General features: G+C 61.6%; 16 protein-coding genes and 1 riboswitch. Of the genes, 5 read left to right on the forward strand and 11 right to left on the reverse strand.

All coding sequences use genetic code 11. The annotated features are described in order from the left end of the window. Window positions 1–83: 83 nt before the first annotated feature. On the reverse strand, window positions 84–977 hold the full coding sequence (locus BMY98_RS04625; RefSeq protein WP_074885381.1) for a helix-turn-helix transcriptional regulator: 894 nt from the start codon (window positions 975–977) through the stop codon (window positions 84–86). Between the two features lie 99 nt (window positions 978–1,076). Between BMY98_RS04625 and BMY98_RS04630 the strand changes: the two genes are divergently transcribed. Then, window positions 1,077–1,967 (forward strand): SDR family oxidoreductase, encoded by an 891-nt coding sequence (locus BMY98_RS04630; protein ID WP_074885384.1) that lies wholly within the window; start codon window positions 1,077–1,079, stop codon window positions 1,965–1,967. 61 nt (window positions 1,968–2,028) lie between these two features. Here the strand turns inward: BMY98_RS04630 and BMY98_RS04635 are convergent, their stop codons facing one another. From BMY98_RS04635 to BMY98_RS04650, 4 genes are read right to left on the reverse strand one after another with little or no spacing between them, the layout of a single operon-like run. Then, window positions 2,029–3,549 (reverse strand): ArnT family glycosyltransferase, encoded by a 1,521-nt coding sequence (locus tag BMY98_RS04635; RefSeq protein ID WP_074885387.1) that lies wholly within the window; start codon window positions 3,547–3,549, stop codon window positions 2,029–2,031. A 3-nt stretch (window positions 3,550–3,552) separates the two neighbouring features. Next, window positions 3,553–3,831, reverse strand: a complete 279-nt coding sequence (locus tag BMY98_RS04640) for a lipid-A-disaccharide synthase N-terminal domain-containing protein (RefSeq protein WP_074885389.1) — start codon at window positions 3,829–3,831, stop codon at window positions 3,553–3,555. Next, window positions 3,828–4,580 carry a glycosyltransferase family 2 protein gene (locus BMY98_RS04645; RefSeq protein WP_074885791.1) on the reverse strand — a complete coding sequence of 251 codons (753 nt, stop codon included), beginning with the start codon at window positions 4,578–4,580 and terminating at the stop codon, window positions 3,828–3,830. Before BMY98_RS04645 ends, BMY98_RS04640 begins: the two co-directional genes overlap by 4 nt. Further along, window positions 4,580–5,602, reverse strand: coding sequence for an NAD-dependent epimerase (locus tag BMY98_RS04650; protein ID WP_074885391.1), 1,023 nt, complete (start codon window positions 5,600–5,602; stop codon window positions 4,580–4,582). The genes BMY98_RS04645 and BMY98_RS04650 overlap by 1 nt, the downstream gene beginning before the upstream one ends. A gap of 404 nt (window positions 5,603–6,006) precedes the next feature. Here BMY98_RS04650 and BMY98_RS04655 point away from each other — a divergent pair, with 404 nt between their 5' ends. Then, window positions 6,007–8,079, forward strand: a complete 2,073-nt coding sequence (locus tag BMY98_RS04655) for a calcium-binding protein (protein WP_074885393.1) — start codon at window positions 6,007–6,009, stop codon at window positions 8,077–8,079. A gap of 52 nt (window positions 8,080–8,131) precedes the next feature. Here BMY98_RS04655 and BMY98_RS28000 read toward each other — a convergent pair whose 3' ends face one another. Together BMY98_RS28000 and BMY98_RS04665 are read right to left on the reverse strand one after the other, a co-directional pair. Further along, window positions 8,132–8,398: a DUF3829 domain-containing protein gene (locus BMY98_RS28000; RefSeq protein WP_074885396.1), complete on the reverse strand. Its 267-nt coding sequence runs from the start codon at window positions 8,396–8,398 to the stop codon at window positions 8,132–8,134. A 145-nt stretch (window positions 8,399–8,543) separates the two neighbouring features. Further along, complete coding sequence (locus tag BMY98_RS04665) at window positions 8,544–10,172, reverse strand: methyl-accepting chemotaxis protein (RefSeq protein WP_074885399.1); 1,629 nt, start codon at window positions 10,170–10,172, stop codon at window positions 8,544–8,546. A gap of 298 nt (window positions 10,173–10,470) precedes the next feature. On the opposite strand from BMY98_RS04665, the gene BMY98_RS04670 reads away from it, so the two are divergent. The 3 genes from BMY98_RS04670 (at window position 10,471) to BMY98_RS04680 (ending at window position 13,277) form a co-directional block, all read left to right on the forward strand. Further along, window positions 10,471–11,790, forward strand: coding sequence for a sensor histidine kinase (locus BMY98_RS04670; RefSeq protein WP_074885404.1), 1,320 nt, complete (start codon window positions 10,471–10,473; stop codon window positions 11,788–11,790). A gap of 64 nt (window positions 11,791–11,854) precedes the next feature. Continuing rightward, window positions 11,855–12,016: riboswitch (yybP-ykoY riboswitch) on the forward strand. Between the two features lie 12 nt (window positions 12,017–12,028). Then, window positions 12,029–12,595: a manganese efflux pump MntP gene (mntP, locus tag BMY98_RS04675; protein WP_074885406.1), complete on the forward strand. Its 567-nt coding sequence runs from the start codon at window positions 12,029–12,031 to the stop codon at window positions 12,593–12,595. Window positions 12,596–12,815: 220 nt separating this feature from the next. Then, entirely contained in the window at window positions 12,816–13,277 is a 462-nt protein-coding gene (locus BMY98_RS04680; RefSeq protein WP_074885408.1) for a GNAT family N-acetyltransferase, read from the forward strand. Here BMY98_RS04680 and BMY98_RS04685 read toward each other — a convergent pair whose 3' ends face one another. The 4 genes from BMY98_RS04685 to BMY98_RS04700 all read right to left on the reverse strand — a co-directional run bounded on the left by BMY98_RS04685 (window position 13,278) and on the right by BMY98_RS04700 (window position 19,887). Then, a complete protein-coding gene (locus BMY98_RS04685) occupies window positions 13,278–14,519 on the reverse strand; it encodes a DUF1835 domain-containing protein (RefSeq protein ID WP_074885411.1) in 1,242 nt (413 codons plus the stop codon). Between the two features lie 275 nt (window positions 14,520–14,794). Next, window positions 14,795–16,546, reverse strand: a complete 1,752-nt coding sequence (locus BMY98_RS04690) for a right-handed parallel beta-helix repeat-containing protein (RefSeq protein WP_074885414.1) — start codon at window positions 16,544–16,546, stop codon at window positions 14,795–14,797. Between the two features lie 312 nt (window positions 16,547–16,858). After that, entirely contained in the window at window positions 16,859–19,042 is a 2,184-nt protein-coding gene (locus BMY98_RS04695) for a M48 family metallopeptidase (protein WP_074885794.1), read from the reverse strand. A 143-nt stretch (window positions 19,043–19,185) separates the two neighbouring features. Continuing rightward, entirely contained in the window at window positions 19,186–19,887 is a 702-nt protein-coding gene (locus BMY98_RS04700) for a DUF3053 domain-containing protein (protein WP_074885416.1), read from the reverse strand. Between the last annotated feature and the right edge of the window lie 127 nt (window positions 19,888–20,014).

Raw genomic sequence — 20,014 nt, forward strand, 5'->3', positions numbered from 1 at the left:
TTCCCGGCTAAAGCCGGTCCCACAGAAAGCGCGCGGTGTCAGTGGGACCGGCTTCAGCCGGAAAGAGGCCAGTGCGTACGCCATCAATTTCGCGGTGGGATTGCCGACGCTTCCCCGGCTAAAGCCGGTCCCACGGAAAGCGCTGGCTTCAGCCGGGCAGCGTCTTCGATCACCGCCCGTACACGATCGGCATCGGCGGCGGTGACCGGGCTATACACGATCATCGACAGGTCCAGTCGCCCGTCCACTGCAAAGTTGGAGTATTCCAGCTCGATGACTCCGTGGGGATCGTGGCGCAGGCGCTTGGTGCCTTCGCCTTGAAGCCGCACATCGTTGTCCCGCCACAGCGCCGCGAATTCGGGGCTCAGGGTGCATAGCTCTTCGGCGAGCTGGCTCACCTCAGACGCCGCACCGGCACGGGTCGCATCGGCTCGAAACGCCGCAACGATAAAACGCGCCACCGCGTTCCAGTCAGCCTGCCGGGCCTGGGCGCGTGGGTTGCAGAACATCAGCCGCAATATATTGCGTTGCCCCACCGGCAACAGGCTGTAATCGGTGAAGACCGCCGCCGCTGCCGTGTTCCAGGCCAGCACGTCCCACGTCGCCGTCTTGATAAACGCGGGGCTGAACGCGAGGGTGTCGAGGACGCGTTGCAGGCGCGGCGTCACCTCGTCGGGCGCGCTGTAGACCACTTCCGGCAGATGGCCGAAGGCGAGCATGAACAGATGCTCGCGCTCGGGTGCGGTCATCAGCAGACTGTCGGCAATCCGGTCCAGCACCTGGGCCGAGGGTGCACCGCCCCGCCCCTGCTCCAGCCACGTGTACCAGGTCGCGCTGATATTGGCGCGCTGCGCGACTTCTTCCCGGCGCAAACCCGGTGTACGTCGTCGGCCGGAAAAGCCGAAACTGGCCGGGTCCAGGCGCGCCCGGCAATCCTTCAGATACGTGCCCAGCAAATGGACAGACGGGTTGGCCATGATGATCCTGTTAGTTCTTATACCCTGATAACGTCACGTCTTTTAAGCGGATAAACGTTACGCGCATCCTGCCGACTTCAGCAAAAGGAGTTTTCAGCAATGCGCGTATTTCTTACCGGCTCCACAGGCTTTATCGGTTCCCGGGTTGCTCGGGAATTACTCGCCGCAGGTCATCAGGTGATGGGGATGACGCGTTCCCAGGCCAGTGCTGACGCGTTGCGAGCCATCGGTGCCGAACCCTGTCGCGGCACCCTTGAAGACCTCGCCAGCCTCAGACAGGGCGCCGACCTGTGCGACGCGGTCATTCACACCGCGTTCGATCACGACTTCGCCCACTTCATTGACAACTGCCAGAAAGACGCCCGTGCCATTGCCGCGCTGGGCGAGGCGCTGAACGGCTCGCAACGCCCGCTGCTGATTACGTCCGCGACGCCGATGGGCTCGTCGGCACCGGGTGAGCCTGCCGATGAGGATCACTTCAATCCCGAGCATCCCAATCCCCGGGCCGCCTCGGAGCTGGCCGCAGAGGCGCTGTTGCAACGCGGCCTCAACGTCGTGGTGATGCGCCTGTCGCAAATCCACGACACGGTCAAACAGGGCCTGGCCACCGAACTCATCAGACACGCGCGGCAGACAGGCGTCTCGGCTTACGTCGATGAAGGTCTGAATCACTGGTCCGCCGCGCACATTTCAGACACAGCACAGCTGTATCGCCTCGCGCTGGAAAAATACCAGCCCGGCGCTCGCTATCATGCAACCGCCGAAAGCCACATCCCATTCCGCCTCATTGCCCAAACCCTGGGCGAAGGCCTTGGCCTGCCCGTTGTGTCGGTGCCGGCGGACGACGCGATGGCAAGGTTCGGCTGGCTGTCGAGCTTTGTCGGGCGAGACATGGCGAGCCATAGCAGCAAAACCCGCGAACGGTTGGGCTGGGTGCCGACCGGGCCGGGGCTGATCGAGGATCTCAACGGGTGTTTTCAGCAGCGGTGAATGAATTACGGAGCCTCTGATCTGCCGTTTCTCGAAGGGCAGGCCCGCGTACGCAACGGGCCTACAGCGCGTCAGAACCCCATGAAAAGCGATAAGCCCGTGCAGGCGCCGTTGGCTGGCAGCGACCATTGTCCGCATCAGCCCCGACGATCAACCATTCGGCCCTCGACGTTGATCCCAACTGGCGAGCCTTGCCCGCTACAAAGCAGCGTTCAAGCTCGGCGGCGGGCACCAGGGCAAAGGCGGATGGATGGGTGCGCAACCAGAGCGCGGCGTGCTCGACGGCCGATTGATCGGCGAACCCGAAATGCACCAACGGCTGGCGCGCGAACAGCCAATGCCCTTCCCGCCAGCCGACCAGCACCAGCTCGGCGCCCTCAGTCAGCCGGGCCGCTTCCACCATGAGGGCCTTATGGGGATTGGGTCCGTCGGTAAACGGCTCCACGAAGCCACGGCCGAACCACAGGCAAAACCACGCCACCACCGCAACGCCAAACACGGCGCGGGCCTTCGGACGCTGGCCAAACCAGCGTCGGAGCAACCACGGAATCAGCGGCGCGGCAGCCAGCACCAGGCCCGGTAACGCAGGGAAGATGTAGATCTTGCGCTTGCCGGTGCTCAGGCAGAAAAACAGCACCACCAGGACCACCCAGCCCACCAAAAGCAGTATCCGGGCGTCGTGCTTCTGCAGTTGGCGCCGCCAGGCAGGAACCAGCCACGGCAAGGCCAGCACCAATGGCAGCCAATACTGCGGAATGACGGTCAGGAAATACCAGAACGGTTCGCGGTGATCCCAGGCCGACGCGTAGCGACCACCGGTTTGGTGAAACAGGATTTCCTTCAGGTATGCCACTTCGTCAGTGCCACCTTTGAGCCAGACGGTGGCCAGCAACGGCACGACCCAGACCGCACAGCCCGCCAGCACCACCAGAAACCCGGTCGCCCAGCGAAGCCCCTGCCCCGGCATGACGGCCACACCCGACCAGCCCTTTCGCACGGCATAACCGTAGGGCACCAGCATCAACGCCGGCAGAAAACCGACCCCTTTGCTGATGATGCCCAGGCCCATGGCCAGACACGCGACGTAGAACCAGCCCCATGCCGGGCCCAGCAGAAGATGCCGGACCATGCCGTAGAAACCGAGCGCCACCCACAGGCACAGGAAGCTGTCGATCTGGCCGGTGCGCAGGATGCTGTAGGTCTGGTAGGTCGCCAGAAACAGCAGCGCGGCGATACGACCCACCCTGCGGCACCAGAGGCGCCGGCCCAAGTCGTACAACACCGCCGTAGCGGTCGCCGCCGAGAGCAGGCCCGGGATGAAAAGTGCCAGCGACGGCGAACCGGTCAGCCACGTGAAAAACGCGACCGTCCACATGAACAAGGGCGGCTTGTCGCCGTAGATTTCGCCGGCCCGATGGGGGATCAGCCAGCTGCCGCTGTGCAGCATCTCAAGCGCTACACCCAAGAACCTTTCTTCGTCGACATTAAACGGCTGCCTGATGCCAAAACCGGCGCCGACCAGAAGCAGCGCGAGCACAACCAGCGCCAGACACTGCAACGCGGGGGAATGAACACGTCGCACCGGCTATTCCTTCAGATCTTTGTGTTTGGCAATCAGCTGCAGGTTGCGCAGGTAAACCACGAAGCCAAATGACTGACCGATGATGAATACCGGGTCTTCGCGGTAGATCGCATAGGCCAGCAACAACGCGCTGCCAGCAATGCTCAGGTACCAGAAACCCACCGGAATCACGCTGCGTTTCTTGATTTCGCTGTACAGCCACTGCAAGACGAAGCGGCCGGTGAAGACCGCCTGGCCGAGAAACCCGACCGTGAGCCAAAGCGCTTCGCGGGTGAAATTCATCCGTTCATCTCCTCGGGCCGGCTATTGAGTCGCGTACGGCGCACCAGCCACCAGACCCCGAACAGATCGAGGATGCCGACCAGCGCCCGGTCCAGATTGCCGTAGTTGGAAACCCCGGCCTGGCGATGACGGTGGTGAACCGGATGAACGATCATTCGGCCATGGTGACGCTGGATCAACGCGGGAATGAAGCGGTGCATGTGATCGAAATAAGGCAGTCGCAGAAACGCCGCTCGCTGGATGAGCTTCAGCCCGCAGCCCGTGTCGGGCGTGGCGTCCTTGAGCAGGCGGCTGCGCAAGCCATTGGCAAAACGCGACGCCCAGCGCTTGCTCGCGGTGTCTCGGCGGTTGACGCGGTGCCCCGCCACCAAGGTCACCTGCTCGCCCTGCCCCTGTTGCTGCCCTGCGTTGCGCACCAGCGCCAGCATGCCGGGCAAGTCGGCAGGGTCGTTCTGGCCGTCGCCGTCCAGGGTCGCCAGCCATTCACCGCGCGCGGCGTGGGCGGCATGCCAGATCGACGTGCTCTGGCCGAGGGAAACGCCGTTGTGCAGGATTCGTAAAGGCTCGTACCCTTCGGCCTTGATCTGCTGCAGGACGCGCAGCGTGTCGTCGGTGCTGCCGTCGTCGACCACCAACACCTCGTAGCGCTCTCCGGCCAACGCAGTGCGTACTTCATTGAGCAATGAAGGCAGGTTTTGCGCTTCATTCTTTGCCGGGATCAATACCGACACAAACAGCGATTCACTCATCACGCCCACCGCGCCTCTTGTTTTGATTGTCTGGCCTGCTGGCCCTGCTTGCCGGGGTAGAAATCGCGATACCAGCGCACGAATTCAGCCACGCCCTGCTCCAGCCCGACCTGGGGACTGAAGTCGATCCATCTCGCCAGGCCGGCAACATCGGCCCAGGTCTGCAGCACGTCACCCGGCTGAAGCGGTAGATAGCTGCGCTTTGCCTGAATCCCCAACGCCGACTCCAGGCAGCGGACGAAGTCCAGAAGCTTCACCGGCGCCCCTCGCCCGATGTTGAAAAGCTGACACGGGGCGACTCCGTCCACGAGCGGCGGCGGTCTGGGCAGCAGCCGGTTCATCGACTCGATGATGTCGTCGATGTAGGTGAAATCCCGCGCCATCTCGCCGTCGTTGTAGATATCGATGGGTTCGCCTTCGAGGATGGCCCGGGTGAATTTGAACAGCGCCATATCTGGCCGTCCCCAAGGGCCGTAGACGGTAAAAAAACGCAGCCCCGTCGCCGGAATTCGGTACAGATGGGAATAGCTGTAGGCCATGAGCTCATTGGCGCGCTTGGTTGCGGCGTACAGAGAAACGGGCTGCTCGACGGCGTCTTCCACCGCGAACGGCAGCTTGGTGTTGGCGCCGTACACCGAGCTGCTCGACGCATAAACGAGGTGCTTTACCGGGTAGGCCCGGCAGGCTTCAAGGACATTGAGAAACCCGACAAGATTGGCATCGGCGTACACGCCCGGGTTGTCGATGGAATAGCGAACCCCCGCCTGCGCCGCGAGATGAATCACCTCGCTGAAGCCGTACGCGCTGAAAAGGCCACGCAATGCGCCTTGGTCGATGATGTCGATTTGCTGAAAGTGAAAGCCTGGGAGCTGTTCAAGCTGTGCGAGCCGGGCCCGCTTGAGGTCAACGCTGTAGTAATCGTTGAGGTTGTCGATGCCGACCACGTGAACGCCCTGGCGGCACAACTTTCTGGCCATGTGAAAGCCGATAAACCCCGCAACCCCTGTGATCAGAACCGTCATTGCGGTACCGCACGGCGGCGGCGATCGGCCCGGGTGAGTCCTGCGTATCCTGCGCTTAAGACAGTGACATTCATTTCATGAGTCCTTTTACAGAACCAGCCAACCGCCCGGAATAACCGGGACGGCTATCTGACGCTGTCGGATGCTTGATCAAGCGACATGAAACTGTGTCACAGCAATATTTAAGCAATGTGAACAGGGTTAGCGGCACATCGCGTGAAGCACCCGAGATGCGACCAAGCGAAGCCCGGAGTCGTTAAGCAATCCGCTCCAGCGCAGCCCTGATGGCTTTTTGCCGACAGGGAAAATCGTTCGCATTTATTGATCTCGCCACGGTCAACCCCAGCGGGTCATTCCCCGACGCCTGCAAATCCCTTCAACCTCCATGTCAAAAGGACACTGTCATGGCTTCAACAGACAGCAAGCCCACCATCGATTACACCGTGCGAACCGGCCCGGGCACCGTGCAGGTCGACCCCTCCACGGGGGGCGATCAAACCTGGAGCGTCATTCTCCAGCCTGACGACAAGATCATCGTCGGTGGCGAAAGCTTCCAGACCGCCATTGGTTACCCTGGCTCGCCGGGCGATGAAAGCTATGGCACACGCGGCAGCTTCACGTCGGTGCGCCTCAACAGTGACGGCAGCCTGGACAGCAGTTTCAGCCAGGACGGGATTGCCCTCGTGCCCGGCAACCTGGACCCGGAAGCCTATGCCGACTACGTCATGGCGGTGCAGGCCGACGGCAAAGTGCTCGCCGCGCAGCCGGGGCTTGGCGGTTTAAAAGTCGAACGCTTTAATCTGGACGGTACACTGGACACCACCTTCGGCAGCGACGGCGCCGCGGCAGTGGTCCCACCTTTCAGCTACGACGGTCTGTCGATGTACGCGACGGCGGATGGCTCGGTGTATGTCAGCCTCCGCGGCACGTCGCAGGCGATCGTGTTCAAGCTGGACAGCAGCGGAACTCCGGACAGGGATTTCGATGCCGACGGCGCCCTTGTCCTCAATCCGACCGGGCATTACGGCAGCGGTAATATCGCCACTGTTGTGCAGCCCGACGGTAGCGTATTGCTCGGCAGTTGGCTGTACGTGGGCTCCGACGGGCCCCACGACCCGGGCGATCCGGTTTATGCCGTGCAGCGACTTGCAGCAGACGGCGACCTGGATACCGCATTTGGCGTGGACGGCGTGGTGTACTTTGATGCCGCGCTGGGGCTCGATTACCGTTCTGCGATGACCGTGCAAGCCGATGGCAAGATCATCATTGCCGGCGAGAGCAAGGACAGTACCGCCTTCAACGTACTGCGTCTGAATGTCGATGGTTCCTTCGATACTTCCTTTAGCGACGATGGCAAGCTCACCCTCCAGGTGCCTCAAGGCGAGAAGAACTATGCCCATTCTGTGGTTATTCAGCCCGATGGCAAAATCCTGATCGCCGGCGACGTGATCACACGATTGAACGCCGATGGCAGCCTGGACACCACCTTCGGCAGCCAGGACGGCCAATACCACGTGGACGGCTCCATGGAGGCCAATCAGCTGATTGGCAACGACACGGCCGAGATCATCCGCGGCCTGGGCGGAGATGACGTGCTGCAAGGCGCCGGTGGCCGCGACGTGCTGGCAGGTGGAACAGGCGCAGACATCTTCCGCTTCACCCAGATCAGTGACAGCTACCGTACCGCTACCGAAACAGGCAGCGACCGCATTCTGGACTTCGACGCTTCCCAAGACCGTGTAGACCTGATTGCGTTGGGCTTCACCGGCATTGGCGACGGCCACGATGGCACGCTGGCCATCCAGGCCAATGCTGACGGCACCCGCACTTACCTGAAAAGTTTCGATGCCAACGCCGACGGGCAGCGCTTTGAACTGGCGTTCGAAGGCAATCTTACGGGGCAATTGGACAGCACCAATTTGGTGTTCACCGCACCCACCGTCGAAGGCACGGCTGGCAAGGACGTGATTACGGGGAGCGCACTGTCGGAAGTCATCTATGGCCTGGCCGGTAACGACCGTATCGATGGCGGCAGAGGCTCCGATGTGATCATCGGGGGCGCGGGTGCCGACCATCTGAGCGGCGGCGACGACCCGAATCTTTCGGTGTACGGCCGTAACGGCATCAATGACGCTGACGTGTTCCGCTACACCTCAGCCACTGACAGCTACCGCACCGACACCCAGAGCTTCGTGGACCTGATTGACCGGTTCGCCAACAACAACGACAAGATCGATGTGTCGGCGTTGGGCTACACGAGTTTCGGTGACGGCACCGGGACTACCCTGAAGGTGGTCTATAACCAAGACCTGGACCGCACCTACCTGAAGGATGTGGAAGCGGACCCTCAGGGCCATCGGTTCGAAATCGCTCTCACCGGCGACTGGACCCAAGACCTGGGCAATACTGAAATGATCTTTGCGCAGGCCGAGGAAGTGACCCTGGTGGGCATGAGCAGCGAGGTTGCCCTCGGCTGACAGGCTGGTGCATCGAGGGGAACGGCTGATGCGCGTTCCCCTCTTTGAGGGGTTAATGAAGGCGGTTACCTGCGTCAACCAGCGTGTTATAGGCGTCGAAGAGCCGCATCGGTGAGCCTTCGATATTTTTGGCACCGATACCCTGCATCCTCATCTGGTCAATCTCGCTGTAAGGCACGTGGTCACGGACCCGGCGCATGCGATCCTTGCAGTCCTTCAAAAAGTTTTCGGCCTCGCTCTGGAAGCTCGACCAACTCAGTGGCTTGCCGGGCTCATATCCACGCCCCGGCCGAAGTATTTCACGGCGTGAAGCAGTCACAAAAAGAATTAACGATGGGAAACCGGCTCGGGAATGGTTCAGGGGGGATGATCGAATCGGTGACTGCGGGGTTTTTACGAGACAGTGCTCGGGCAAAGCCGGTCGGCGAGCAGTGATTACTCATTACCGACCGTTGCGTCACCGCTTAAATCTGAAACTGCCTGGTCAACCGGTTCAGCCCGGAAGCGAGTTTTGTCAGCTCCGCGGTGGCAAGCGCTGTCTGGCTGGCACCTACGGAGGTTTCGCTGGAAAGATCGCGAATGCTCACCAGATTTCGGTCCACTTCACGGGCCACCTGTGCCTGTTCTTCCGATGCCGTGGCAATCATGAGATTGCGCTCGTTGATCTGGTTCAACGATGCGGTGATGGCCGCCAGTACCGCACCTGCCCCACTGGCCATTTCGAGAGTTTTATTGGCCTGGACACTGGTCTGGTTCATCGAGGACACCGCACCGCTGGTACCTGTCTGGATCGAGCCCACCATCTTCTCGATTTCCTGGGTGGATTGCTGAGTGCGGTGGGCCAGGGCTCTGACCTCATCCGCCACGACCGCGAAGCCGCGACCGGCCTCCCCGGCCCGGGCCGCTTCTATTGCCGCGTTGAGGGCGAGCAGGTTGGTTTGCTCGGCAATCGCCCGAATCACGTCCAGGACCTTGCTGATGTCGGTCGCCATGACGGCCAGGGATCTCACTTCGGCGGAGCTGGACTGGACATTGGCCACCATCAAATTGATCGCCGTCACGGTCTCTTCAACCTGGGTGCGCCCGGCGTTCGCCGCAGAGCTCGACTGCGCGGTCAATTCGGAAGTAGAAGTCGCATTGCTCGCCACCTCCTCTACCGCGGCGCTCATTTCGGTCACCGCCGTGGCCGCCATTTCAATTTCGCGGCTCTGGCGCTGGATGGTCTTCGACGCTCCCTCGGTGACGGCATGCATTTCTTCACAGGTCGCCGCCAACTGCGTGGACGAATCACCAATCAACGTCAGCGCCTGGCGCAGGTTGCCCTGCATGACCGCCAATGCTTTGATCAACCGGGCCGCCTCGTCGGTACCTTCGGACTTGATGTCCTTGCTTAAATCGTTTGCCGCGATACGTTCGGCGATTTCCAGCGACTCGCCAATGGGCCGGGTAAGACTGCGGGTGTACATCAGCGCGAGCAGCACCGAAGCCGCCACCGCGACCGCGATGAAGAGGCCCACAATCAACAGGGTTTGCTGATAAGCCGCGTCAGCGTCAGCGCCGGCTTTCTTGGCTTTGCCATCGTTGACCTCGATCAGACTGGCAATCGATTTTTCCACCGCCGTGGCGGCGTCTTTCATCTGGTTATTGGAGAGGGCCACCGCGGTTTCAAGCTGCCCGGACGCAATCGCTGTCAGGTAAAGATCCTGGGCAGCGGTATAGCCACGTTGCGCTTCGACAAACATCTGATACGCCTCTCGGCCCTTGGGGGTGACGATCAGCGCGCCCAGGGCTTGCAGGTAGTTACCGATCAACTGCCGGGACTGCTGGATGTCGCTGAGGGCTTTGGTTTTGCGGTCCTGAGGTTCGACGGGGTTGCGCAGACGAGCGTTGTTACCCCTGATGCTCACAAACTCGCGATCCAGTTGACCGAGCAATTTGACGCTGGGCAGGACATTGGTCTCGACGAACTTCTCTGCTGAATTGAGCAGGTCGGCCTGGCGCAGAGCAAGTAATCCAATTGCAATGATCATCATGCAAAAGAAACCGAAGCACAGTATCGAGCGTGAGGCGAGGTTCAATTTTCTGAGGATCATGGGGAAAATAGTCCGGAGGTATGTAAACCGATATCGATTTGATTTCGGGATACTTGAGCGCCAGGGGCCTCCAGCCCGGCTTATCGGACGAAACGCAGGTTAAGCCACTCGTCTGGGTAGATTTGCGCGAGTGAACTGACCTTTTGACACCTGCAAAGGGCGACGGCTCGCCGGGTTAACTGACGTTGTGCGTTCGGCCTTCACTACTGCGCCGAGTCTTCGTCAGACCGTTGCCCTTGCGGGTCAACAGGGCACAGCGCATGATGCGCAATTATTTATTTCTTAACGCAGAGTATCGATGGCCCACCATCCCGCCCCCTTTCCTTTCAACGAGGAAGAGCGTGTCCTCTCGCTCGAACACCTGGACGTGCTGGACAGTGCCGACGAGCAGGCATTCGACGACATCGTCCTGCTGGCCACCACCCTGTGCGACGCGCCCATTGCGCTGGTGTCGCTGGTCGATCGGGAGCGCCAGTGGTTCAAAGCCTGCATCGGCCTCGGGGTGCAGGAAACCCACAGGGACCTGGCCTTCTGCGGCCATGCGATTCTTGACCCCGCCGAGGTACTGGTGGTCGAAGACGCCACCCTCGACCCTCGATTTGCTTCCAGCCCGCTGGTGCTCGGTCCACCCTTCATTCGTTTCTATGCCGGTGCGCCCATTGTCACGGACAGCGGCGTCGCATTGGGCACCGTCTGCGTGATCGATACCCAGTCCCGGCAACTGAGCGAACGCCACGCCCTTGCCTTGCAGGCGCTGGCCCGGCAGGCGGCTGCCTTGCTCGAAGCCCGGTGGCTTGGCACGCAACGCGCAAAGCAACTGACCCAACTTCAGGACCAATTCAGGCAAGCCGAGCAAAGCCAGAACGAAGTCACCCCGCTGCTGGATAACTCGAGGGGCATTTCATCACTGGGAATGCTGACGGCGAGCATCGCCCACGACTTCAATAATTTGCTGCAAAGCGTCAGCGCTGCGTTTCAGCTGATCCGCCTGCGCTCCCGACGGCCAGTGGACGTCGAGCGTTTCACCGAAACCGGGCTGCAGGCCGTTGAGCAAGGTCGGCAACTGATTGGCTATTTGATGTCGAGCGTGCGCGGTGACGGGCCTGAACTGATCTGCATCGATGTGACCGCTCGCCTTCACGGTGCCCAGTCGCTGATGCGTCACTCGATGAGCGAAACCATCGACCTCACGTTCGATTTCGCCGAATGGGGCTGGGGCGTGCTCTGCATGGAAGCCCAACTTCACGCGGTGGTGATGAACCTCCTCGCCAACGCGCGCGATGCCCTGAACGGCACCGGTCAGGTGCATGTATCCACGCGCTGGGTGCATGTAGAGGATGATTTATCGCTGCATCAGGGCGACTACCTGGTTGTCAGCGTACGAGATAACGGTCCCGGCATGGCACCTGAAATAGCAGGCCGCGTGTTTGAGCCTCTGTTCACGACCAAGGCCACCGGCCAGGGCACGGGGCTGGGATTGGCTCAGGCAAAGGATTTCGCGGTCAAGTCTGGCGGAGATGCGCGCATTGACACAGCCCCCGGTGCCGGAACGACGGTGAGCCTGTACTTGAGGATTCTGGGCTGTATCGCAACGTCGGACGCGGTTCAAGCCGTGTGATGACTCGCTGAACTGAACGTCAAGCGTCGACATTTCTTTCACATTCACGCGGTATAGTGGCGGCCCTTGTTGGGGAGTAGCCTGCTCTGGACTCATTGTCACAGAGCGTTCGTGTCAACATTCTCGGCGGCCTGCCGTGGCACGAACACCTTCGGGTTGGCGAGACCAACGATGCATCCATGCCTAAAGTCGGGCGTGTGGTTGCGTCGTTGACTCATTGCCCGACTGGAACATAACCGTGAACCCGATTTCCCTGATTCTTCTCGCTTTGGCCATGTCCACGGACGCTTTCGCAGCGGCTATCGGTAAAGGCGCGAGCCTTCACAAGCCTCGTTTTGTAGAAGCCCTGCGCACCGGCATCATCTTCGGCGTGATTGAAGGCATTACGCCCCTGATCGGCTGGCTCATCGGCCAGGCCGCGACGTCCTACGTCGAGAACTGGGATCACTGGATTGCCTTCACTCTTCTGCTGATACTCGGCGTGCACATGATCTACAACGGCCTCAAGCACGAAGAGGCCGAAGAAGAAAAGCCCAACCAGCACTCCTTCCTGATACTGGCCGTGACGGCCTTCGCCACCAGCATTGATGCACTGGCAGTGGGCGTCGGCCTGGCCTTCGTCAACGTCAATATCCTGATCGCTGCCGCCGCCATCGGTGTCGCTACGACGGTCATGGTCACCATCGGCGTGATGCTGGGCCGCGTACTGGGGACTGTGGTGGGCAAACGCGCTGAAATCATCGGCGGCATTGTGCTGATGCTGGTCGGCGCGACGATCCTGTACGAGCATTTGTCGGCGACGTAATGCGGGGGGCAGTTGTGCCATCCCGTCACTGGAGGCCGCGCAAAGGTTTGTCCCTAGTGAAGAAAAATTCGGCAAAACTGCCCAAACTCAAGATTTTTTGGATGGACTGAAAGAAAATTGCGCGGCCATGGCCGCAATCAAGGAATTTCGCGATGACGTCTAGTGCACACTTCAGACGGCAGGGGTCGTCGCGATTATCAGTGTTTGCAGGAGCACCGCCATGAACCCCCAGATCCGCAAGGCAACAGATCAGGACGCCGCCGCAATCAGCGGCGTCATCGTGGCTGCCCTGCGCGAGTCCAATCGCCAGGACTATTCAGCCGCCGTGATTGCGCAGGTGGAGCAGAGTTTTTCCCCGTCGGCGATCCTGTGTTTGCTGGCGCGGCGGCAGGTGTATGTGGCGACCCTCGGTGAAGAGATCATGGCCACGGCGAGCCTCGACCAAGCCACCATCCGCAGCGTATTCGTCGCGCCGACATACCAGGGCCAAGGCGCCGGGCGCGCCTTGATGGCGGCCGTTGAATCAGCCGCCACCTCCCACGGCGTCAGTCGGTTGCGCGTGCCCTCTTCCATCACGGCCGAGGGCTTTTACCGGTCACTGGGCTACTCGACCGTTCGGGATGAATACCACGGCGAGGAACGGACGATCATCATGGAGAAGTCGCTGACGTCTCCGGCCTAGTCACCGACGCCACACCCGCCCTTCTGCGCTGACGACCCAGGGCGAGCGCTCCGCAACAATCTGCACACCGCCGACCCACCGCTCTGCTGGCTCAAGATCGAGCCAGTTCACTTCTCCGCGCAGTACGCGCTCACCCAGCGCGGTCAGTCCGACCAACCGTTTGGGCCATTCACTCCCCGCTTGTTCGTGCAGCAGCGGTTGCGGTGCATCGATGAGAGCCCTGAGCAGTGCGTTGAACATCATGTCGCCCAGATACGGCAGCGGCTCATAGGTCATCATCAAATGACCGAAGACCTTGCCGGCGGGCATCTCGCCTTTCTCCGCGAGAATGCGCAGCGTCAGTCGCTGGGTCAGGCCCAGGCCATCTTCTGCGCCGGGCAGTTCTTGCAGTTGCCTGGCCAGCGCGGGACCGAGCAACGGCAGCGCCGAGTGGTGGTGTGTGGCGAGCTCGGCCCAGCGAGTGGGATCCGCTGCGGTGTAGGCGGCCCATACGTGCCGGGCCAGTGCCAGGGCGTCTTCACCGATGGCGCGCCGCTGGGGCCAGAGCCAGGCGAGCAGGTCCGGGTCCAGTTGGCCGATGCCGATGAATCGCTCGACGCCGGGCACGCGGTTGATCTCGATCAGCTCCAGCCTGCGCGGGACGCAGGGCAAACTCGCCAGCAACCGAACCAGAAACAGCTGATCGTACGCATCGGCCTCGCACCACAGCACCAGTTCACTGTTAGCGTTCAGACGGGCCAACGCCTCACGCTGAATCGCCTGACGCTGCTGAATATCTCGAGCTGACAGCCCAAACGCCTGCTGGGCAAAGACTGCCCTCACCGCCCAGTAGTCGTCGTCAGGCAACGCCGGCACCGGGCCCATGACCATGGGGTCGTCGAACATCTGGAACGCACCCGCGAAACCAGCAACGCGCAGGCTGCGCTCGATGTCATTGCCGCAGCGCCAGTGCTGAACCTGTGCTTCACCCGTCGCCGCGAAATCCGGATGACGGGCGGCAAATGCAACGGCATCGGCATGGGCGATCAATTTGGGCCAACTGGCGAATCCCGCTTCGCGGGCCACCAGCCATTGGGTGTCGGCGAGCCGGTAATCGGGGCCCGGCAGGCCCATCGCGCGCAGTTGCGCCCGGACGTCATCCGCTTGGCTGTTTTTCAGGGCTTTGAGAAGACGTTTTGCGTGCTTGCGCAGCGCAGGTAGATCGAGCAGACCGTGTTGACGGGACGCATTCGTGGCAGGCATGCCAACTCCTTACAGGGCTCGGTCCGCCGACAAGCCGGGAGCTGGAATGAGTGAGTGTGCAACGCTTGCCTTGGGAAACCCCTTCGCGCGGACCGCAGGCGCAGCAGACGCCCGGATAGCGACTTTAGCGGGAAGGTCGGCAGGATGCAAAGGTGGGTGCGGGAATGGTGCTGGAATTACATGGGATCACGCCGTGAGCATTACCTCACGGCGCGTGCGTCCCTCCGGCCACTCCCGTGTTGGCGCGCAGGGGCAAGGACGGGCCTGCAGTTACGTTAAACGAGCGCAGTCTCCGGATGATCCTGAGCCACGCCTACCAGCTCCACCGAAACGGCATCCGCTGCGGCGGATGAGCTGGCCAGCGACGTCGGGGCGTCGGCGAATACCATGGATTTTGAAGGGAGAGCGGCGTTGAAATCCCCGTCCAGAACCAGCTCGAAGCGATGCCCTTGCACGTCGGCGTCCAGGTCTTTCAGGTAGACCCGGGTGTGCTCGGCGTTGGTGGTGAACTTCAAGGTGCCGTCATGGCCGTCGCCAAATCCGGTAAAGCCGAGGCCCGAGACGTCGAGGGTGTCGTGAGCGGCATCGAAGTCGCCTATGCGGTCTGCATGGCTGGCGGTCGCCGTCCGGTAGCTGTCGGACACCGAGGTAAACAGAAACAGATCCGAGCCCGCGCCGCCAAACAGCACGTCGGCATCGGCGCCGCCGATCAGGGTGTCGTTGCCGCTGCCGCCCAGCAATCGGTCATGGCCGGCGCCTCCCCAGATCAAGTCCGCGCCGGATCCGCCGTTGAGGGTGTCTGCCCCATCCTTGCCATTGATCGAGTCGGCCTTGGCCGTTCCGACGATGGCATCGCTGCCATTGCCGCCGTCGATGGCATTCAGCAGGGGGTTTGTCCCGACGTGGTCGCCCGCGCCTTGCAGTGATACGGCGTCCTGCTGCAGATGAGCGAAGGTGTTGCCATACACCGAGGTGCTGCCTGACTGTCCACCCTCCTCTGCCACGCCGAAGGTGCTTTTGTCACCGCCAGTGATGAGGTTGTCGGCGAAGGTGTTGTGGTCAGACGGATGAAGTTTCCCGGAGACGCCGCCGCGGTCGTCGAACGGCTGGATCAGCACTTCCGCGATGCCGGCTTTCTGCGCGTTTTCATGGATCAGATTGCCGCGAACCTCAACGTCCGTGCTGCCGTAGACACGCACGCCGGACGTGCCGTTGTGGTGAATGTCCACGCCGCTGATATCAACGCCATTGGACAGTTTCACCAACACGCCTTCAGCGGCGTTGCCGTATACCTCGCCACCTTCGATGGAGATGTGGTACGGCGAGGGAATGTTTTCGCTGCCGCGCTGGACGACGATGCCACCGCCGCCATTGTCGTGGGAGACGTTGTTCAGCAGCGCCAGATCGTGGGTGGTCGTGACGATGTTGAAACCGTGACGGTCATTGTCGTAAGCCAGGTTATTGCGAAACGTGCTGTCGATCAGGTAGTCGGCAACGAACCCGTCCAGCCCGTTGCCGTGGGACACGCTGTTTTCAATGAGCATGTTCGCCGTGCGTTCGTGGGGGTCGAAGCCGTAGCCCGAACAGTCGCGGATCTCGACGCCGGACAGCGTGACGTTCGAGTCCTGGCCCGGCTGGCCTGGCAGAAAGCCGTTGTACCAGCCATCCACCTTGCCGCTGGTGCCATCGCGGTTGCCGTCGAGGGTGAGGTTGCTGACGCCGAAATCGTGGGTCGCTTCGCCGCTCGCCGAGCGGATGATGCCGGTGACCGCCTGGTCGGTGCCATCGGCCAGCTTGAGCACCGTGTTGCCCATGCCCTCGCCTTTGATGAACACGTTGCTTTTGAGCATCAGGGCGCCGTCGGCAGGCTTTGCGCCTGGGGTCAGGCTCCAGGTGCCGGCAGGAATATAAACATCACCGCCGCCGGCTTTTGCCGCAGCATCGATGGCGGCTTGAATGGCCGCGGTGTCGGACGTATGCCCATCACCGACTGCGCCAAAATCCCGGACATTGAATTGCAGTGTCATAACGTGCTCCGTTTTGAATGAAGAGACGGGGGGCAGTATGGGCATGCTGTGTGAAAGGTGGGCCATCAGACGGGATGGGTGACGAGCGGTGGGGGAATCAATCCGCGGGCAATCGCAGAGTGGGATGGCTTGCGCCTGCCAATGTAGGAGCGTGGCTTGTCCCGCGATCGGCTGCGGAGCAGTCGTGAACCTGACGATCGCGTTTGGACTGACACTACGCAATCGCCCGATTGACTGCCGCTGCGCGCCAGATCGCGGGACAAGCCACGCTCCTACAGGTGGTTTTCAGTCACGCCACTCACCCTTGCTTTATCACGCACTCACTTCCCCACCCTGCTCAAACCGCTGCTGCAGCAAGTGCCGCGCCGCACCCGCATTGACGTAGCTTCCGATCAGTTCGGCCAGCTCGGGCAGCTTGAGCTTTTTGTCATCGCGGCAGAACCTGCTCATCGGCAGCATCAGCAACCGCTTTTTCTTGTTCAGCGCCACATCCGGTGCGAAGAACGAGCGGGAGGTCAGTTCCGGCAGAGGTGCGTCGTCTTCGAGCAGGATCGTCAGCATGACGACATTCCCCACCTGCAGGTTGAAGTCGGCGATGTCGCGAATTGGCAGCGGTGCCTTGAGGTTGGCGAACACAAAATGATCCGGCGTCAGCAGCAGCGCGGTTTTATGCGCGCGCCTGAACAAACGCAACCCAAAGGGCAACATGCACAGCATGATGAACAGAGCGATGCCGGCACCGACGAAGAACGGCTCCGTACCACGTCCCGCAGCACCGGGAAACAGCAAGGGTGCCAAGAGCAGGATCAGCCCCGCCACTGCCAGCAGGCCACTGAAGCCGATCAGAATTTGCCCCCGCAAACGCGCCCCCTCGTACAGGGCCACGTCGCCGGTTACGTTGCCGGCGTGGGTGCGCAACGCCTCAACGATCGCAGCGTCCTGCTGAACGTGATGGCTCAGATAATCCTGGGTCAGGCGACTGCGCAACACCTCGGGCTGAGCGAAATAGCGGTTCATGGCAGCGCAGGCCACTGCAGCATCGAGCGGCCGCGTGCCACTGCGCACGGCGTCGTCGATCGACACGTTGAGAGACGCCACGCGCTCGCCGTTCGAAGGATGGGTATCTGACGGATGCGGCAACTGCGTGGCCATTTCCTCTTCAGGGAGGGTCAGCGGCAGCGCAGCTATCTCATGCAGAAGTGTCGTGGGCAGATCCTGCACGGCGCTCTGCTCGGGGGTGATATTGGTCGCCTGGGCGATATGGGTGGCCAGGCGGTCCTGAAGCATCGGGTCGATGGCGGAAATACGCACCAGCGCCGAAGCGGCCGCCAGATTGCCCGCCAGCTGCGCACCGGCGGCATCGGCTTCCAGCTCACGCACACGGCTCCAGTGCATCACCGCGTGGTCGAAACTTTCCATGAAGTAGGCACCCAGCATGAACGCCGGGTGCAAGGTCGCCCGTTGCAGCCATTCGCTGTCGACCAGGGTCTGCCCGATCACCACCAGGCTGCGCTCGATGCCGTGGTAGATCGGCACGAAGCGCATGCTGAACTCGGTGTCCGCGCCCGCAAAATGCCCCAGCTCGTGACCGATGACGGCGGTGGTCTCGGCTTCATCGAGGATGCCCAGATAGGCCAAAGGCACATGCAGGGTGCGGCCGGTCAGAGTGGTGTTGGCCGGCGCGAGGGCGATGTCGCCGGAAGTGACGTAAAAGCCGGCGGCCATGCCCAACACGATGTGATCGGGCGGCAGTGCACCCAGTTTCAGGGCCAGATCCTTCACGTAAGCCCAGAGCACCGGCGCCTGATCGACGGTGACGGCCTCTCCCATCACGTCCATTGGCGTGGGCTGGAACATGTTGAGCATGACGCGTAGCTGGGTGCCCATCTGCCAGATGGAGTACAGGCAGCCTGCGACGAGGACCATGGCGAAGAACATGAACTTCATTTCGCCGGCGGAGAGTTGCCCGGCGTGCCACACATTCAGCGCCTCGAACGCGACGAGGGCGGCAATGGCTGCCCCCATGACCACCACATGCCCGACCAGAACGAAGGGCAAGAGTCTGGTGACACGGGTGAAGCTGTGCAGCAGTTGCTCACGAGACTGCATGGCCCGTCGGCCCGCCCAGTTCAGAGCGAGCAAGCCGACGCCGCCCATCAAGGCAGCCAGCAAGCCCAGCGTGATCACACCGATTGCCAGCCAGACCATGACGTCGGTCAGCGGCAGCAGCGTGTCCAGCTCGCCCTGCAAATCAGCGACGCGGGACAACGCCTCCTTCACTTCCATTTGCTCGCCGTCGCCGACGTCCACCATCACGGGACGCGAACCGCTTTTGTCGGCAATGGCCTGGAGTTCCGGGCGGGCCCGATCGAGGTCAGCCTGATAACCCGCGTAGGTCAGGCGGTTGTCGGTGCTGCGTTGCAGCTCCCAGACCCCCAGCAGATTCAACGCAAGGGGGAATAAAACCAGTACAGCGATGAGCTTGAGTATTTTCATGTTCATGTGGCGGCCCTTTTCACAGCGCCGCCGAGTGCCTTCCCTGGCGCGCGCCTACTTCCTTGAGCAGAGGTTTGATGCCCCTGCGTGCTTTCCAGAACCGATGCCTGCGCGGCGATGAGCTACGCAAGCATCGGCAAATATCAGCGACCCAGCAATACGGCCTGCATGCGTGTCTGCGCTTCCTGAACCACTTTGGCCTTGGCATTCAGGTCCTGCAGCAGCGTGTTCAATTCAGCCTGTACCTTGGCGTCCGTCACTTGCACCGCCGAGCCATTGATCTGGATCTGCGCCTTGTGAGCGTCAACGTAGTCCGCCACTTTGAGGCCCGATTCGAAGGTGCCGTTGACTTGCGGCATGACGGTCAGGAGTGCATTGGCCGGTACGGTGACGGTGCGATCGTAGGCGCTGTCATACACGGTCTTCAGATCGTCCGGCTGCTTGAGCTGGGCATGGGCTGCGTCGGCTTTCGCCAACTCTTGCTTGAGCTGCGCGATCAGGTCGTTCACACCGGTTTGCACCGTCTTGAGATCATCGCGGCGCTCGATCACGTCGCCCAATGAACGGAACGCGCCTTTCTGCACGAAGCCGTTCAGGGGTTTGGTGCTGGCGTCCATACCACTGTTGAAATCAGTGATCACAGCGTAGTCCCGGGTGTAATCGCCGAAAGACTTCGATTCGTCCGGGGTCAGCTTGGGCACGTGAACGCCCGGCTTGTCGATGATGCGTGTTTGCAGAAACTGCTTGAACGCGGCGCGCTGGTCAGGCTCGCTGCTGCCGCAAGCGGTCAGGAGCAGAGGCAGTGCGAGGGCGAGTAACCAGTGGCGGCTGAATGAGACGGTCATCGTCGGAGAATCTCCAGGGAGTGAATAAACGCGGGCAGTTGGGTCTGCCCAAGGCTGTGAATGTCGACGCCTGGATGCCCGGGGCAGCCCCAGTCATCCATGAGCGAAGACGCGGTGGGTTGAACAG

The sequence above is a fragment of the Pseudomonas graminis genome (assembly GCF_900111735.1).
Lineage (GTDB): Bacteria > Pseudomonadota > Gammaproteobacteria > Pseudomonadales > Pseudomonadaceae > Aquipseudomonas > Aquipseudomonas graminis.

Excerpts from the sequence above, each read along its gene's own strand:
- BMY98_RS04700 (WP_074885416.1), bottom strand. The coding sequence starts at position 19,887 with ATGACCGTCTCATTCAGCCGCCACTGGTTACTCGCCCTCGCACTGCCT.
- BMY98_RS04695 (WP_074885794.1), bottom strand. The coding sequence starts at position 19,042 with ATGAAAATACTCAAGCTCATCGCTGTACTGGTTTTATTCCCCCTTGCG.
- BMY98_RS04640 (WP_074885389.1), bottom strand. The coding sequence starts at position 3,831 with ATGAATTTCACCCGCGAAGCGCTTTGGCTCACGGTCGGGTTTCTCGGC.
- BMY98_RS04690 (WP_074885414.1), bottom strand. The coding sequence starts at position 16,546 with ATGACACTGCAATTCAATGTCCGGGATTTTGGCGCAGTCGGTGATGGG.
- BMY98_RS04625 (WP_074885381.1), bottom strand. The coding sequence starts at position 977 with ATGGCCAACCCGTCTGTCCATTTGCTGGGCACGTATCTGAAGGATTGC.
- BMY98_RS04630 (WP_074885384.1), top strand. The coding sequence starts at position 1,077 with ATGCGCGTATTTCTTACCGGCTCCACAGGCTTTATCGGTTCCCGGGTT.
- BMY98_RS04645 (WP_074885791.1), bottom strand. The coding sequence starts at position 4,580 with ATGAGTGAATCGCTGTTTGTGTCGGTATTGATCCCGGCAAAGAATGAA.
- BMY98_RS04655 (WP_074885393.1), top strand. The coding sequence starts at position 6,007 with ATGGCTTCAACAGACAGCAAGCCCACCATCGATTACACCGTGCGAACC.
- BMY98_RS04650 (WP_074885391.1), bottom strand. The coding sequence starts at position 5,602 with ATGACGGTTCTGATCACAGGGGTTGCGGGGTTTATCGGCTTTCACATG.
- BMY98_RS04670 (WP_074885404.1), top strand. The coding sequence starts at position 10,471 with ATGGCCCACCATCCCGCCCCCTTTCCTTTCAACGAGGAAGAGCGTGTC.
- BMY98_RS04665 (WP_074885399.1), bottom strand. The coding sequence starts at position 10,172 with ATGATCCTCAGAAAATTGAACCTCGCCTCACGCTCGATACTGTGCTTC.
- BMY98_RS04680 (WP_074885408.1), top strand. The coding sequence starts at position 12,816 with ATGAACCCCCAGATCCGCAAGGCAACAGATCAGGACGCCGCCGCAATC.
- BMY98_RS04685 (WP_074885411.1), bottom strand. The coding sequence starts at position 14,519 with ATGCCTGCCACGAATGCGTCCCGTCAACACGGTCTGCTCGATCTACCT.